Source organism: Luteimonas deserti (assembly GCF_013425765.1).
Lineage (GTDB): Bacteria > Pseudomonadota > Gammaproteobacteria > Xanthomonadales > Xanthomonadaceae > Luteimonas > Luteimonas deserti.
The window spans coordinates 17,575-32,545 of the sequence record NZ_JACCJZ010000001.1 but is presented as its reverse complement, the minus strand read 5'-3'; the positions used below and the strand labels follow the sequence as shown (position 1 = coordinate 32,545).

10 protein-coding genes are annotated in these 14,971 nt (G+C 69.3%); 4 read left to right on the top strand and 6 right to left on the bottom strand.

Going from position 1 to position 14,971, the window contains the following annotated elements; genetic code table 11:
• Window positions 1–113: 113 nt before the first annotated feature.
• On the top strand, window positions 114–1,007 hold the full coding sequence (locus H0E82_RS00115; RefSeq protein WP_180542941.1) for an NAD(P)/FAD-dependent oxidoreductase: 894 nt from the start codon (window positions 114–116) through the stop codon (window positions 1,005–1,007).
• A gap of 15 nt (window positions 1,008–1,022) precedes the next feature.
• Here H0E82_RS00115 and H0E82_RS00110 read toward each other — a convergent pair whose 3' ends face one another.
• The gene (locus H0E82_RS00110; protein ID WP_180542940.1) at window positions 1,023–2,330 is read right to left on the bottom strand and encodes a sugar MFS transporter; all 1,308 of its coding nucleotides are present in this window, start codon (window positions 2,328–2,330) and stop codon (window positions 1,023–1,025) included.
• 118 nt (window positions 2,331–2,448) lie between these two features.
• Window positions 2,449–5,109: a TonB-dependent receptor gene (locus tag H0E82_RS00105; RefSeq protein WP_180542939.1), complete on the bottom strand. Its 2,661-nt coding sequence runs from the start codon at window positions 5,107–5,109 to the stop codon at window positions 2,449–2,451.
• Between the two features lie 306 nt (window positions 5,110–5,415).
• Here H0E82_RS00105 and uvrD point away from each other — a divergent pair, with 306 nt between their 5' ends.
• The gene (uvrD, locus tag H0E82_RS00100; RefSeq protein ID WP_180542938.1) at window positions 5,416–7,611 is read left to right on the top strand and encodes a DNA helicase II; all 2,196 of its coding nucleotides are present in this window, start codon (window positions 5,416–5,418) and stop codon (window positions 7,609–7,611) included.
• Window positions 7,612–7,771: 160 nt separating this feature from the next.
• On the opposite strand, the gene H0E82_RS00095 is transcribed toward uvrD, so the two are convergent.
• Both H0E82_RS00095 and H0E82_RS00090 read right to left on the bottom strand, forming a co-directional pair.
• A complete protein-coding gene (locus H0E82_RS00095) occupies window positions 7,772–7,951 on the bottom strand; it encodes a hypothetical protein (RefSeq protein ID WP_180542937.1) in 180 nt (59 codons plus the stop codon).
• 85 nt (window positions 7,952–8,036) lie between these two features.
• Window positions 8,037–8,282, bottom strand: a complete 246-nt coding sequence (locus H0E82_RS00090; RefSeq protein ID WP_180542936.1) for a hypothetical protein — start codon at window positions 8,280–8,282, stop codon at window positions 8,037–8,039.
• Between the two features lie 158 nt (window positions 8,283–8,440).
• Between H0E82_RS00090 and H0E82_RS00085 the strand changes: the two genes are divergently transcribed.
• Window positions 8,441–10,513: a S46 family peptidase gene (locus H0E82_RS00085; protein ID WP_219338333.1), complete on the top strand. Its 2,073-nt coding sequence runs from the start codon at window positions 8,441–8,443 to the stop codon at window positions 10,511–10,513.
• A gap of 29 nt (window positions 10,514–10,542) precedes the next feature.
• Here the strand turns inward: H0E82_RS00085 and H0E82_RS00080 are convergent, their stop codons facing one another.
• Window positions 10,543–11,583: an oxidoreductase gene (locus H0E82_RS00080; protein ID WP_180542935.1), complete on the bottom strand. Its 1,041-nt coding sequence runs from the start codon at window positions 11,581–11,583 to the stop codon at window positions 10,543–10,545.
• 9 nt (window positions 11,584–11,592) lie between these two features.
• On the bottom strand, window positions 11,593–11,889 hold the full coding sequence (locus H0E82_RS00075; RefSeq protein WP_180542934.1) for a DUF2782 domain-containing protein: 297 nt from the start codon (window positions 11,887–11,889) through the stop codon (window positions 11,593–11,595).
• 128 nt (window positions 11,890–12,017) lie between these two features.
• On the opposite strand from H0E82_RS00075, the gene polA reads away from it, so the two are divergent.
• Window positions 12,018–14,756 (top strand): DNA polymerase I, encoded by a 2,739-nt coding sequence (gene polA, locus H0E82_RS00070; protein WP_180542933.1) that lies wholly within the window; start codon window positions 12,018–12,020, stop codon window positions 14,754–14,756.
• Window positions 14,757–14,971 lie beyond the last annotated feature (215 nt).

The window sequence follows — 14,971 nt, the reverse complement described above, 5'->3', positions numbered from 1 at the left end:
GACAGCGTTGTCAACCGCGATCTGCAGGGTCGTATCGCGTCGCGGACAGCGGCTACACATCCTCGTGGCGCGCCGCCGGCGCACCCTGCGCCACCCCGAGCAGCGAGACATGTGTGGACGGAACGACCGAGGTCGCGATCATCGGCGGCGGGCCTGCCGGCCTGACCGCAGCCACCTATCTCCGGCGGTTCCTGCGGCGGTGCGTTGTCATCGACGCAGGCGACAGTCGGGCCCGCTACATCCCCGAAAGCCACAACTGCCCGGGGTTTCCGCAGGGCGTGTCGGGGACCGCGCTGCTGGGGAGGATGCGCACGCAGGCGGAGAGTTTCGATGTGGATACCGTCCATGCCTGCGTCGATCGCCTCGAACGGAGGGAAGACGGCTTTCTGGTCGGCGCCGGCGCGCACCGCTGGCAGGCCGCCATGGTGATCGTGGCCACCGGCCTGTCCGACCGCCTGCCCGACGTGCCGTGGGCCGAGCCGGCATTGGCCTGCGGCGCGCTGCGCCTGTGCGCCATCTGCGATGCGTACGAAGCGCGTGACCTGCACATCGCGGTCTACGGGCCGGGCGCCGCACTCGGCCGGCACGCGTTGTTCCTGCGCACTTTCTCCAAGCGCATCACGATGATCGCGACCGACGAGGACCTCGCGTCCCCTGCGATCGCCGAGGCGCAGGCGCACGGCGCGCAGCTGCTGCCGGCCGGCGGCCGTCTGAGCTTCGACGGCGCGCGCTGCGCCTACGCGGTGGCGGGACACGCGCCCGCCACCTTCGACACGGTCTATCCCTATCTCGGCCACCACGAACGCAACCGCCTGCTCGGTGGCCCGGATCTGGGCGCCTGCGACGCCGGCGAAGTGCCGGTGGACGCCCACCAGCGCACACGCGTGCCGGGCCTGTACGTCATCGGTGACGCGGCGAGCGGTCTCAACCAGATCGCGGTGGCGGTGGGCCAGGCCGCCATCGCGGCGACCCATGCCCACAATGCGCTTCCGTTCGTGCCGCGCTGACCGCGTGCCGCCCGGTCAGTGCAGGGCCGGCGGCCGTGTCGCGGACGGTGTGGCCGGCAATGGAAGACCCGCCCCCAGCCGCGCCCCGCGCAGGCCGTACCAGATGATGTAGACGTAGCAGACCAGCGGCACGACGAACGCGTGCTGGATGCCGATGCGATCGGCCAGCGCACCCTGGGCCAGCGGTACCAGCGCCCCGCCGACGATGCCCATCACCAGCAGGCTCGACGCCTTGCTGGTCAGGGTGCCGAGCCGTTCGATGGCGGTGGTGAAGATGGTGGGAAACATGATCGAGTTGAACAGGCCGATCGCGAGCGCGCTCCACATTGCGACGCTGCCGGTGGTGCTCATCGTGACCACGAGCAGCACGCAGACCATGGCACCGGCGAAGGCGAGCAGCCTGCGCGCGTCGATGCGGGTCATCAGCGCGGCACCGATGAAGCGGCCGACCATCGCGCCACCCCAGTAGAACGCCAGGAAACGCGAGGCCGAGGCCTCGCTCAGGCCGCCGATCTCGGGCTCGGCCATGTAGTTGATCAGGAAGCTGCCGATCGCGACCTCCGCGCCGACGTAGCAGAAGATCCCGAGTACGCCCCAGCGCAGGTGCGGCTGACGCAGCGCCTCCATGTAGGTGTGGCGCACCGAGGGACCCGCTTCGGTCGCCTCGCGCAGGGAGGGGATGCGCATCAGCAGCACGAACACCGCGAGCACCAGCAGGCCGGCAGCGAGCAGCAGGTAGGGAATCTCGACCGAACGCGCTTCCGCGGCGCGGTAGGCGGCCTGCTCGGCCGCGCCCATGGCCGCGATCTCGTCCACCCCGAGCACAGCGCCCACCAGGATCAACGGGCCGATGACCAGCGGGAACACCGTGGTGCCGAGCGAATTCAGCGCCTGCGCCAGGTTGAGCCGGCTATGCGAGGTCTCCGGCCCGCCCAGCAGGCTGATGTAGGGATTGGCGGCCACCTGCAGCAGGGTAATGCCGCTGGCGAGCACGAACAGCGCGGTCAGGAAGACCGGATACGAGGGCAGCCGCGCTGCGGGATAGAACATCGCCGCGCCGATCGACGCGATCACCAGGCCGATCACGATGCCGGCCTTGTAGCCGACCCGCGCGACCACGGCGCCGGCCGGCATCGACATCAGGAAATACGCGCCGAAGAACGTGAACTGGATCAGCATCGTCTGCGTGTAGCTCATCGAGAACACGGCTTTCAGATGCGGGATCAGCACGTCGTTGAGGCTGGTCAGGCCGCCCCAGGTGAAGAAGATCAGGCTCACCACCGCGATAGCGGCGGGGTTGGACATGGTGCGGGCGTGGTTCATCGGCAGGCTCCTCGGGCCCGCAGGCCCGGTGTCGGAACGAGACGTCCGCGCCGCCGGACAGGGCGGCGCGGACGTCATGGCGCGTAGCAAAACGGCATGGGCGCCGCGGCGCCGGGACTCAGAACTGGTAGCGCACCCGCATGCCGTAGGCACGCGCGTCGTTGAGGAAACGGATGTTGAGCCGCGATCCCACCAGCGCCTTCTGCGAGACGTCGTTGTTGAGCAGGTTGCTGCCGAACAGCTCGTAACGCCAGCGGCCGTCGAGCGACGTCAGCCCGATACCGGCATTGAGCGTCACCTCGCCGCGCTGGCGATCCGGGAAGCCCGCCTCGGCCGCGCTTTCCTGGCGGACGAAATCGCCGGCCTGGTCCACGTACACCACATCCCGGTTGTTGTACTGGGTGAGGTAGTACGCCGAGCGGTAGGACGCCAGCAGCTGCCAGTCAAGCGAACCGAACGGCAGTTCGCTGAACTGCTGCAGGCGCACGTTGCCGGTGAAGCGCGACGCCAGCGGCAGTTCGTTGCCGGTGAGGTCGATCAGCGACGTCACGCCGCCGGCGCCGTAGTTCTGGCTGCGCGCATCGCCGACCGTGCCTTCCTTGATCTCGCTGTCGAGCGCGAGCGCGTTGAGGTGCAGCATGAAGCCTGCACCGAAACGCGTGACGCTTTCGGCCTCGATGCCGTAGATCGCCGAGCGGCCGATGTTGCGGTTCACCAGCGAGTACCCGGCCGGCTCACCGTCGTTGTTGAGCGAGATCACCGTCAGGTCCTGGAACACCTGGTCGGTGTAGTCGTAGTAGAACGCGCTGACGTTGAACGTGCCCGGCCGACCGAACCACCGGTGGCTCATCTTGCTGCCGATCTCGTAGGCCTTGATCGACTCGGGGCTGAAGGCCTCCGGGATCACGTTGACGTCGAAGGTATCGTTGAAACCGCCCGACTTGTGACCCGTGGAGACGGTGGCGTAGAGCATGTGGTCGTCGGTGAGATCGAACTCCACGCCGGTGCGCCAGTCGTTGAACTGGAAGCGGCTCTCGCCGAACTGCTGGGACGGGATCGAGTTGACCTGCACCCACGACTGGTACGGGCAGTCGATGGTGTCGCCGCCGATGTCGGGCCGGTCGACACAGCCGAACGCGCCGCCGTTGGCCACGTCGCCGATCTGCTGGCCGATCGTGTCGCGCTGGCCCTCGCGGAGAATGCCCTGCAGCAGGAAACGCGCCATGTCCGCCTGCGAAGTCAGCCCGGTCACGTCGAAGTTCGGACGCTTGAGGAAGGCCGGTGCGAAGCCCTCGGTGCCCAGGCGCGTGGAGAAATCGCCGCCCTGTCCCGGCAGGCCCAGCGCCCAGTTGCCGCCGATGCCATAGCGCGACTTGGCCTCGCGCGTGCGACGCACGCCGGCTTTCAGGCGAGTCCGATCATTGACCTCGAAGGTGCCGTCGGCGAACAGGGCGGTGGAGCGGCCATTGACGCGCGGCATCGTGAACTCGGTGCCGGAGAACCAGGTGCCTTTGTCGGTCAGCGACAGGTAACCGACCTGCTGGTCCTCGTTGAAGTGGAATGCGCCGCCGGTCCACTGGAACGGGCCGTCGCCGGACGAGGACAGACGCAGCTCGTGCGTGGTCGCCTGCGACAGCGTCTGCCAGTACTGGGTGGAGAAGTTGTCGTAGTCGAAGCCGTCCGGATTGCCCGGCCCGCGCGGGCTGACGTCGCGGCCCGGCCACAGGATGCCTTCGCTGGCGGCGTTGGTCTGGCGGTAGTCCACGTCGCGGTAGCTGGTGTTGTACTCAGCGACGATCGGACCGAAGTCGTAGCTCACATTCGCCATCGCGCCCCAGTTGGTGCTGTCGAGGGTGCCTTGGCGGCCGCGGTAGACGACGTTGCGCAGGTCCAGATCCTCGGGCGACAGGCCGGGGCTGTTGGGGCAGGTCCCGGGATCGGCGCTGCCGCAGGCCGCGCTCCAGATGTTCGCGCCCGGATAGCCGGTGCCGCCTTCCTTGCCCATATCGGCCATCGCGAACACGCTGAGCTTGTCGTCGGGCTGGTAGAGGAACGACACGCGGCCGCCCTTTTCGTCCTGGATGCCGGCCGGATCCAGGCGCAGATCGCCTGCATTGCGGAACGAGCTGTCCTTCTCCACCGAATACCCGGCGAAGCGCAGCGCGGCCCAGCCGCCGAGCGGCAGGTTGAGCGCGAACTCGCCGGCGCGATGGTCGCGGTTGCCGGCTTCGACCTGCGCATAGCCACCGAACTGCTCCAGATCCGGGCGCTTGGTGACGATGTTGAGCGAGCCGGCCAATGCATTGCGGCCGCGCAGCGTGCCCTGTGGACCCTTGTTGATCTCCACGCGTTCGATGTCGTAGAACATGCCGCCGAGGCCGCGCGGCCGCGCGATGTAGGCGCCGTTGATGTGCGGCGCGGCGCCCGGATCGCCCAGCTCGGTGTTGTTGGCCGAGCCCACCCCACGAATGAAGATTTCAAGGTTGCCTTCCTGGTTGGCCATGCTCAGGCCCGGCACCAGGGCCTGGATGTTGCGCAACTCGTTGTTGATGCCCAGGGCGCGCGCGTCTTCGGCGGTGATCGCCTGCGCGGTGCCGGCGTACTTCTGCAGATCCTGTTCGCGGCGCTCGACGGTCACGATCACCGCATCCAGGGTCCGCGCCGCATCGCTCGATTCGTTTGCCGTCACGTTCTGCGCGAACGTCGGCATGGCACCCAGAACAAGGGCGGCGGCGATCGCGCGGCTCAACAGGTGGCGCGGCTGATCTTGAAACTTCATCTATCTCTCCCGGGGATTGGCGTGTCGTCTCTAAGGACGATGAGCGAGGGCTTGTACATCGCGTCTGACAACGCTGTCAATTTCAGGCCGGCTCGTTCAGCGCGAGTGCGCGGGGATGCGCCCGCGACGCGGTTCGAGCGCGGGAAGCTGGTGCGTTGCAGCAACGACATGCGGGCACGTCCGGGACGAGACACGCCATCACAGGTACGCCGCGATCGATTGGATTTCTCCCGCGGCCATGCTCGATACGGACTGCAGGCGAGCGGGTCGCACCTGCCGAGACAGCCCCGCGCGTAGAATGCGCAGATGGATGTCTCGCATTTGCTCGATGGCCTGAACACGGCCCAGCGCGAAGCCGTGTCCGCGCCCGATGCCCACTATCTCGTGCTGGCCGGCGCCGGAAGCGGCAAGACCCGCGTGCTCACGCACCGGATCGCCTGGCTCAACGAGGTGTACGGCGTTCCGACGCACGGCATCTTCGCAGTCACCTTCACCAACAAGGCGGCCGCCGAAATGCGGCACCGGGTCGACGCGCAGCTGCGCAATGGCGCGCGCGGGGCGTGGATCGGCACATTCCACGGGCTTGCGCATCGGCTGCTGCGCCTGCACTGGCAGGACGCGAAGCTTCCGGAAGGCTTCCAGATCCTCGACAGCGACGACCAGCTGCGTCTGGTCAAGCGCGTCGTGCAGCAGCTGGAACTCGATGATGCGCGTTTTCCGCCGCGTCAGATCGCGTGGTGGATCAACGCGCAGAAGGACGAGGGACGTCGCCCGCAGCATATCCAGGAGGGCGGCGACGAATGGTCCAGCGCGATGATCAAGGCCTACGCGCTGTACCAGGAGCGCTGCGATCGGGCCGGGCTGGTGGATTTCGCCGAGATCCTGCTGCGCGCGCACGAGTTGCTGCGCGACACGCCGGCCCTGCTGGCGCATTACCGCCACCGGTTCCGGCACCTCCTGGTCGACGAGTTCCAGGACACCAATGCGATCCAGTACGCCTTCGTGCGCGTTCTCGCGGGCGTCGAGCCGGACGGCGGCGGTGGCAAGGTCTTCGTGGTCGGTGACGACGACCAGGCGATCTACGGCTGGCGCGGCGCGAAGGTGGAGAACGTCCAACGCTTTCTGACCGACTATCCCGGCGCCCAGACCATCCGTCTGGAGCAGAACTACCGGTCCAGCGCGAACATTCTCGGGGCCGCCAATGCGGTGATCGCGCACAATCCCGAGCGCCTCGGCAAGCAGTTGTGGACCGACAGCGGCGAGGGTGACCCGATCGACCTCTACGCGGCCTACAACGAGATCGACGAAGCGCGCTACGTGGTCGAGCGCGCGCTGCAGTGGGTGCGCGACGGCGGCTCGCACGGCGACATCGCCATCCTCTACCGCAGCAATGCCCAGTCCCGTGCGATGGAAGAACAGCTGGTCGCCGAGCAGGTGCCGTACCGGGTCTACGGCGGCGTCCGCTTCTTCGAGCGCGCGGAGATCAAGGACACGCTGGCCTATCTGCGTCTGGTGGCCAACCGCGACGACGATGCGGCGTTCGAGCGCGCGGTCAATACGCCGCCGCGTGGAATCGGCGAGCGCACGCTCGACGAGGTGCGCCGCAGCGCGCGCGAGCACGGCATCCCGCTGTGGGAAGCGGCGATCCGCAGCGCCCGGGGCGACACGCTCGCCGGCCGCGCCCGCAATGCGCTCGCGGCGTTCGCGCAACTGATCGACGCACTGGGCGTCGAGACGGCCGAGTTGCCGCTCAAGGACAAGATCGATCACGTGCTGGCCCGCTCCAATCTGCGGGTGCACTACGCCAACGAATCCAAGGGCAGCGTCGATTCGCGGGTGGAGAACCTCGACGAGCTGGTGTCGGTGGCGTCGCGTTTCGTGCGCGGCGACGACGAGGAGAGTGCGCAGCTGACCGAGCTCGTGGCGTTTCTCGCCTACGCCTCGCTCGAAGCCGGCGAAGGCCAGGCCCAGGCCGGCGAGGATGGCGTGCAGCTGATGACGCTGCACAGCGCCAAGGGGCTCGAGTTTCCGCTGGTGTTCCTCGTCGGGCTCGAAGAGGGCCTGTTCCCCAGCGCGCGTACCGCGGAAGAAAGCGGGCGGCTGGAGGAGGAGCGGCGGCTCGCCTACGTGGGCATCACCCGCGCACGGCAGACCCTGGTGCTGACCTATGCCGAGGCCCGCCGGCTGCACGGCCAGGATATGTTCAGCGTACCGTCGCGCTTCCTGCGCGAGATTCCGCCGGCGCTGCTGCGCGAGATCCGCCCCAAGGCGCCCGCAGCCCGTGCATCGTTCCCGCAGCGCCAGCGGCCGGACTACGGCCACGCCAGCCTCGCGTCGTCGGTCGGGGTGGGCCTGGGGCAGAACGTGACCCACGCCAAGTTCGGGGCGGGCACCGTGATCGACATCGAAGGCGACGGCGCGCATGCGCGCGTCCAGGTCAACTTCGACGATGGCGGTGCGAAATGGCTGGTGCTGGCCTACGCGAACCTGCAGCCGGCCTGAGCCGCGCCGTCTGCGCGCGGATGCGAGGGCCCGTCGCGGGTGCATCCGGCATACCGCGACGGGACGACGGAGACCACCTCACCCGCACACGTCATCGGGGCATCGTGTCCGGATCCGGGCAGTGCCCGGCCGGTGACCGGCGCGCATCGCGCGTGGGTGCTCAGTGCGCCGGCGGATCCGGCCGACGGGTGCGGGCCACCGCCTTGACGATCCCGAGGCCGAGGAGGACCACCACGCCCACCGCGATCCACTGGGGTGCAAGGCCGGCGAGGTGGGCGCCGTAGGCGAGGCCGCCGATGAGGATCAGCATGCCGACGAGATAGAGGGTGAAGGAGGACATCGGACAGCTCCGGCGGTGGATTCCGCGCGAGCCTAGCCGGGGCGATGTGAGGGCGACGCGCATTCACATCACGGCGGCGGCGGATTCATTCGCGGATGGCGAAGTCCGGGTTCTCGTCCAGGCGGCCGTCGCCTTCGACCGCGATCCAGCGTTCGCCGCCCTTCTGGAACAGCACCGGCACCGGGTCCCGGAACATCGGTCGGCGCACGAACTGCAGCGACCAGCCGAGCTGTTCCAGTGTGGCGATGGCGGCGTGCTGCGCCGGGGTCAGGCCGGTACGCTGGCTGGCAGGGTCCGGGGCCTGCAGGCGTCGACGTTCTGAATCGGGCATCGGATCCTCGCAAGGCGCTCCAGGGGCGGATCATCCTAACCGCTGGGCGTGAATGCGGCGCCGGCCCCGCCCTGTGACCTTCCACCCGTGCCGGACGGCGCGGCGCCGATTACCCTGTCGGGCTTCCGGCGTGGGGCCGGTCCTGACGAGGTGTCCGCATGTCGCTCCGCCTTCCTCTCGCGCGTCACGCGCGCCTTTCGATGCTCGCTGCCGCTCTGGGCGGTGGCCTGGCCAGCCTGGCGTCCGCACATGCGGCCGAGGGCATGTGGACGCTCGACAACCTGCCGCGCACGGCGCTGCAGCAGCAATACGGGTTCGCGCCGGACCAGGCCTGGGTGGACCATGCGATGCAGGCCTCGGTCCGCCTGGCGGGAGGATGCTCGGGTTCGTTCGTGTCGCCCGACGGGCTGGTGCTGACCAATGCCCACTGCGTGGTGGGATGCGTCCAGGGATTGTCTTCGGCGCAGCGGGATCTTCAGAACGACGGCTTCGTGGCCCGCACCCGGGGCGAGGAACTCCAGTGCCCGGCCGAAGAGCTCAACGTGCTGCGCGAGATCACCGACGTCACCGGTCGCATCGCCGGCGCCACCGATGGCCGCAGCGGCCAGGCCTTCATCGAGGCGCGCAACGCCGAGAAGGGCCGGATCGAATCGGAGTGCGTCGGCGACGCCGCGGCCACCACGCGCTGCGACGTGGTCGAGCTGTACAACGGCGGGCGTCAGCACCTGTACCGCTATCACCGCTATTCCGATGTGCGGATGGTGTTCACGCCCGAATACGACATCGGCTTCTTCGGCGGCGACCCGGACAATTTCAACTTTCCGCGCTACAACCTCGACGCAGCGCTGCTGCGCGCCTACGAGAACGGCGAGCCGGCGCAGGTCGCCAACCACTTCAGGCTCGAACCGGCCGGTGCCGAGCCCGGGGAACTGGTGATGGTGACCGGACATCCGGGGCGCACCCAGCGTCAGCTCACCGTCGCGCAGCTGGAAACCGTGCGCGATGCGACGCTGATCAACACCCTGCTCTGGCTGGCCGAGCGCCGCGCGATGCTCGGCGAATACGGCCGCCGCGACCCGGAAGCGGCGCGGCAGGCGCAGTCGGACCTCACCTTCACCGACAACAGCTACAAGGTCGTGCGCGGGCAGCTGCAGGCGCTGCTCGATCCGGCGGTATTCGCCGGCAAGCGCGAGGAACAAGCGCGCTTGCGTGCGCGTGCCGATGCAGCGCCCTGGGACGCGGTCGCCGCGGTGCAACCGCTGGCGCGCGAGCTCGCCGTGCCCTACATGCTGCTGGAGCAGGGGCGCGGCTTCGACAGCCGGCTGTTCTCGATCGCGCGCACGCTGCTGCGTGCCGGCGACGAGCGTGCGAAGCCCAGCGATGCGCGTCTGCCCGAGTACCAGGACGCCGGCCAGGGGCGCCTGCGCCAGACCCTGATGAGCAGTGCACCGCTGTATCCGGAATTCGAGATCGCCAAGCTGACCTGGTCGCTCACCAAGCTTCGCGAACTGCTCGGCACCGACGATCCGGTGGTCGGGCAGGTGCTCGGCGCACGGTCCCCCGCCCAGGTGGCGAAGGCGCTGGTCGAAGGCACCCGCCTGGCCGACGTGGCCGAACGCGAGCGCCTGTGGGCGGGCGGGGCGGCGGCCGTGTCCGCGTCCGACGACCCGCTGCTGCGTCTGGCCCGCGCGATCGATGCACCGGCCCGCGCGGTGCGCGCGCGCCAGGAATCGGAAGTCGCGGCGGTCGAGTCCCGCGCGGCGCAGCAGATCGCCAAGGCGCGGTTCGACACCCTGGGCACCACGGTCTACCCCGATGCGACCTTCACCCTGCGCCTGTCCTACGGGGACGTCGCCGGCTGGCAGGAAGGCGGGCGCGAGATCCCGCCCTTCACCGAGATCGGCGGTCTGTACGCGCGGGCCACGGGCGCCAAGCCCTACGCCTTGACCCCGCGCTGGCTCGAGGCCGAGGGCACCGTCGACAAGACGACGCGTTTCAACTTCGTCAGCACCAACGACATCATCGGCGGCAATTCGGGCAGCCCGGTGATCAATCGCGACGCGCGCGTGGTCGGCCTGGCCTTCGACGGCAACATCCATTCGCTGGGCGGCAATTTCTGGTACGACCCGCGCCTCAACCGTACGGTCTCGGTGCACAGTGCAGCGATCGTCGAGGCACTGAAGTCGGTGTACGCCGCCGATACGCTGGTCGAGGAGCTGCTGGCGGAATGACAGGGGCAGCGGCGCCGCCGGCGGGCCGCTCAGCGCAGCGGCACCACCCGGCCGGTCGCCGCGCTCTCGATGCCGGCCTGCAGCACGCGCATCACCGCGTGGGCTTCGTCGGCGGTTACCGGCGGCGGCGTGCCGTCGAGCAGGGCCGTGCGCACCCCGGCGTAATAGCGTCGCCAGTCGCCTGTGGGGGCGGGTGAGGGTGTCTCCACCACGCCGCCCGCGTGCACCTGCAGCAGGTGGCCGGGGGCCGGGTCCACGCCCCAGCCGGGGTCGCCGGGGCGGCTGCCCGCGCGCAGGCTGGCCTCTTGAGGGTCGAGTCCCGACTTGAACCAGCTGCCGCCGGTGCCGTGCACCGCGAAGCGCAGGCCGGCCCCCGGCACCAGCGCGCCGGCGTGCAGCACCGCGCGCAGGCGTCCGAAACGCAGGACCACATGGAACCAGTCGTCGACCTCGGCGCCGGTGCGCTGCATGCCGATGTCGGCCTGCACCGCATCCGGCAGGCCGAACAGCTGCAGCATCTGATCCACCAGGTGCGGGCCGAGATCCAGCCAGAGGCCCGCACCGGCGCCCGCGCGCTCGCGCCAGCGGTCCGGCACCGCGGGCCGGAACCGGTCGAAGTGCGAATGCACCTCCGCCAGCGTGCCCAGCGTGCCGGCCTCGACCAGGGCGCGGAGGGCGAGGAAGTCGGCATCCCAGCGCCGGTTGTGGAATACGCTGAGAACGCGTCCCGCCTGGCCGGCCGCAGCAAGCACGAGGTCGGCTTCGGCGAGGTCGACGGCCAGCGGCTTGTCCACCACCACGTGACGTCCGGCGCGCAGCGCGGCGATCGCCAGGGACGCATGCGTGGCATTGGGCGTGGCCAGTACGACGAGGTCGATCGCCGGATCGGCGAAGGCGGCGTGCGGATCGTCGCTCACCGCGACCTCCGGGAGGTCGGCGTGCACGCGCCCGGGATCGCTGGAGACCACGGTGCGCAGCTGCAGCCCGTCGACGGCCGCGATCAGCGGGGCATGGAACACGCGGCCCGCGAGCCCGTAACCCACCAGCGCCACCTGCAAGGCGCGCGTCACCGGCGGCGCCTACCAGCCGAAGAGCTTGAAGTAGGTCTGCGGCACGCTGTCGCGATCGCGGTCCACGCTGCCGTCGGCGTCGCGGTCGTAGATGTAGTAGGTCGGCCCGCGCGACGGCGTCACCCGGACCGCGCGCAGCTGCCCGGCCACGCGGAACTCCGTGATGCGGTCGCCGTTCGCTTCGGTGCGGGTTGTTTCGACGGCGTCGGCCGGAATCCCTTCGGGCCAGACGCCATCGCCGGTGGTCGCGCAGGCGGACAGGCACAGCAGGGCGGCGGCGATGAAGGCGGTGCGCGGGGCGGACATGGCGGAACTCCTGCGAGCGGGCCGTCAGTATGCGACCGGCGACGGAAGGACGCCGTGCACGCGGGCGTTCCGGTGCCGCCGCTCACCCGGGGCGAGGGTGGACGGGAGCGCGGCGTTAGAATCGACCGATGACACGCCTAGTCCTGATCGACGGATCCTCCTACCTCTACCGCGCCTTCCATGCGCTGCCACCGCTGTCCAACGCGCAGGGCGAGCCGACCGGCGCGCTGTTCGGCGTGGTCAACATGCTGCGGGCCACGCTCAAGGAGGCTCCTGACTATGCGGCCTTCGTGGTCGATGCGCCGGGGCGCACGTTCCGCGACGATCTGTATCCCGCCTACAAGGCCAACCGACCGCCGATGCCCGACGAGCTGCGCGCGCAGGTCGAGCCGATGTGCGCGATCGTCGAGGCCCTCGGTTTCCCCATCCTGCGGGTCGCCGGGGTGGAGGCGGACGACGTGATCGGCACCCTCGCCGTGCAGGCCGGCGAGGCCGGCATCGCCGTCACCATCTCGACCGGCGACAAGGATTTCGCCCAGCTGGTGCGGCCCGGCATCGCGCTCGTCAACACCATGAGCGGCAGCCGTCTCGACAGCGAGGCCGCGGTGCTGGAGAAGTTCGGCGTCCGCCCGGACCAGATCGTCGACATGCTCGCGCTGATGGGCGACAGCATCGACAACATTCCCGGCGTCGCCAAGTGCGGCCCCAAGACCGCGGCCAAGTGGCTGGCGGAGTACGAATCGCTCGACGGCGTGATCGCCGCGGCATCGGGAATCAAGGGCAAGATCGGCGACAACCTGCGCGAGGTGCTGGAGCAACTGCCGCTCAGCCGCACGCTGGCGACGATCCGCATCGACGTGCCGCTCGACGGCGGGCCCGACACGCTGGTGCTGCGCCCCTGCGATGCGGAGCGCCTGCGCGTGCTCTACGCGCGCTACGGCTTCACCCAGGCCCTGCGCGATCTCGAGGCGGGGGCCGGGCCCGGCCCCCGCACGCCCGTGCCGGAGCTCGCCAGCGCGCCCCTGGCCCCGGCTTCGCTCGATCCCGTCCTCACCGGCCCCGGCGAATACGAGACCGTGCTCACCGCCGACCGGCTCGACGCGTGGATCGCCCGGCTGCGGGCCGCCGACGAGTTCGCATTCGACACCGAGACCGACGCTCTGGACGCGATGCGCTCCGGTCTCGTCGGCCTGAGCCTGGCGGTGGAGCCTGGCCGCGCGGCCTACATCCCGCTGGGACACGTGTATCCGGGCGCCCCCGCCCAGCTCGACCGCGACCGTGTGCTCGATGCGCTGCGTCCGCTGCTGGAGGATCCTGCGCGGCGCAAGCTGGGCCAGCACGGCAAGTACGACCTGCACGTCCTGCGACGTCACGGCGTGGACGTGCAGGGTTACGCGGACGACACGCTGCTGGAGAGCTTCGTGCTCGATGCGGGGATCGCGCGCCACGACATAGACGCGCTCGCGCGCCGGCACCTCGGCATCGAGACGATCACGTTCGAGCAGGTTGCGGGAAAGGGGGCCAAGCAGATCTCGTTCGCCCAGGTCGCGATCGACGATGCCACGCGCTACGCCGCCGAGGATGCCGACATCACCCTGCGCCTGCACCGCGTGCTGGGCGCGCGCGTGGCGGCGGAACCTGCGATCGAACGGGTCTACCGCGAGATCGAGATCCCGCTCGTGCCGGTGCTGGCCCGCGTGGAGGCCAATGGCGTCATGGTCGACGTCGACGAGCTGCGTCGCCAGAGTGCGGACCTTTCGCGACGGATGCTGGCCGCGCAGCAGACGGCCACCGAACTGGCGGGACGCAGCTTCAACCTCGACTCGCCCAAGCAGGTGTGTGCACTGCTGTTCGAGGAGCTGGGGCTGCCCGCCCTCGTCAAGACGCCCAAGGGCCAGCCCAGTGCCAACGAGGAAGCGCTCGAGGCGATCGCCGACCAGCACGAGCTGCCGCGGGTGATCCTCGACTACCGCAGTCTCGCCAAGCTGCGCGGCACCTACACCGACAAGCTGCCGGAGATGATCAATCCCGACACCGGTCGCGTGCACACCAGTTACCACCAGGCGGGGGCCGCCACCGGGCGCCTGTCGTCGTCCGACCCCAATCTGCAGAACATCCCGATCCGTACCGAGGACGGCCGTCGTATCCGGCGTGCCTTCGTGGCGCCGCCGGGGCGCAAGCTGGTGGCCTGCGACTATTCGCAGATCGAACTCCGGATCATGGCGCACCTCTCCGGCGATGCCGGCCTGATCGGGGCGTTCGAAAGCGGCGTCGACGTGCATCGCGCGACGGCTGCCGAAGTCTTCGCGCGGCCGCTCGACGAGGTTACCGGCAACGAGCGACGCGCCGCCAAGGCCATCAATTTCGGCCTGATGTACGGCATGAGCGCGTTCGGTCTGGCGCGCAACCTCGGGATCGGCCGGGGTGAGGCGCAGGACTACATCGCGCTGTACTTCTCGCGCTACCCGGGCGTGCGCGATTTCATGGACCGGACGCGCCAGCAGGCGCGCGAGACCGGCTTCGTCGAAACCGTGTTCGGCCGGAGGCTCACGCTCGATTTCATCCAGAAAGGCAACGCCTCGCAGCGGGCCGGCGCCGAGCGTGCGGCGATCAATGCGCCGATGCAGGGCACCGCGGCCGACATCATCAAGCGCGCCATGATCGACATCGACCATTGGCTCGCGGGACAGGCGGACAGGGCCAGGATGATCCTGCAGGTGCACGACGAACTGGTGTTCGAGACGGACGCGGACTTCGTCGATGTTCTGCTGACCGAAGTCGTCGCACGCATGACGGCGGCCGCGGAACTCAGAGTTCCGCTGGTGGTCGACAGCGGCATCGGTGACAACTGGGACGAGGCGCATTGACCCGCGCTTCCGCCGTCTAGGGCTGTTCGAAGGCCGCCCCGTGCTCACAGGCTGTGTGCCGAGTCTGGCGCTGCAGAACACTGGATCCGGGAAAGACTGGAACGGAGTAAATGCGGCCTGAATCCAACAGAAAATTAACCCGAATCTTCACGAACCATCCATCCCCCGGGTGTTCTCATGTCCCTCGACAGATGCAAGGTCTGTCGCAGATCTCT

Bases quoted from the DNA above. Each gene is read 5' to 3' on its own strand.
- H0E82_RS00075 (WP_180542934.1), bottom strand. From the start codon at position 11,889: ATGTCCGCCCCGCGCACCGCCTTCATCGCCGCCGCCCTGCTGTGCCTG.
- H0E82_RS00090 (WP_180542936.1), bottom strand. From the start codon at position 8,282: ATGCCCGATTCAGAACGTCGACGCCTGCAGGCCCCGGACCCTGCCAGC.
- uvrD (WP_180542938.1), top strand. From the start codon at position 5,416: ATGGATGTCTCGCATTTGCTCGATGGCCTGAACACGGCCCAGCGCGAA.
- polA (WP_180542933.1), top strand. From the start codon at position 12,018: ATGACACGCCTAGTCCTGATCGACGGATCCTCCTACCTCTACCGCGCC.
- H0E82_RS00110 (WP_180542940.1), bottom strand. From the start codon at position 2,330: ATGAACCACGCCCGCACCATGTCCAACCCCGCCGCTATCGCGGTGGTG.
- H0E82_RS00105 (WP_180542939.1), bottom strand. From the start codon at position 5,109: ATGAAGTTTCAAGATCAGCCGCGCCACCTGTTGAGCCGCGCGATCGCC.
- H0E82_RS00085 (WP_219338333.1), top strand. From the start codon at position 8,441: ATGTCGCTCCGCCTTCCTCTCGCGCGTCACGCGCGCCTTTCGATGCTC.
- H0E82_RS00095 (WP_180542937.1), bottom strand. From the start codon at position 7,951: ATGTCCTCCTTCACCCTCTATCTCGTCGGCATGCTGATCCTCATCGGC.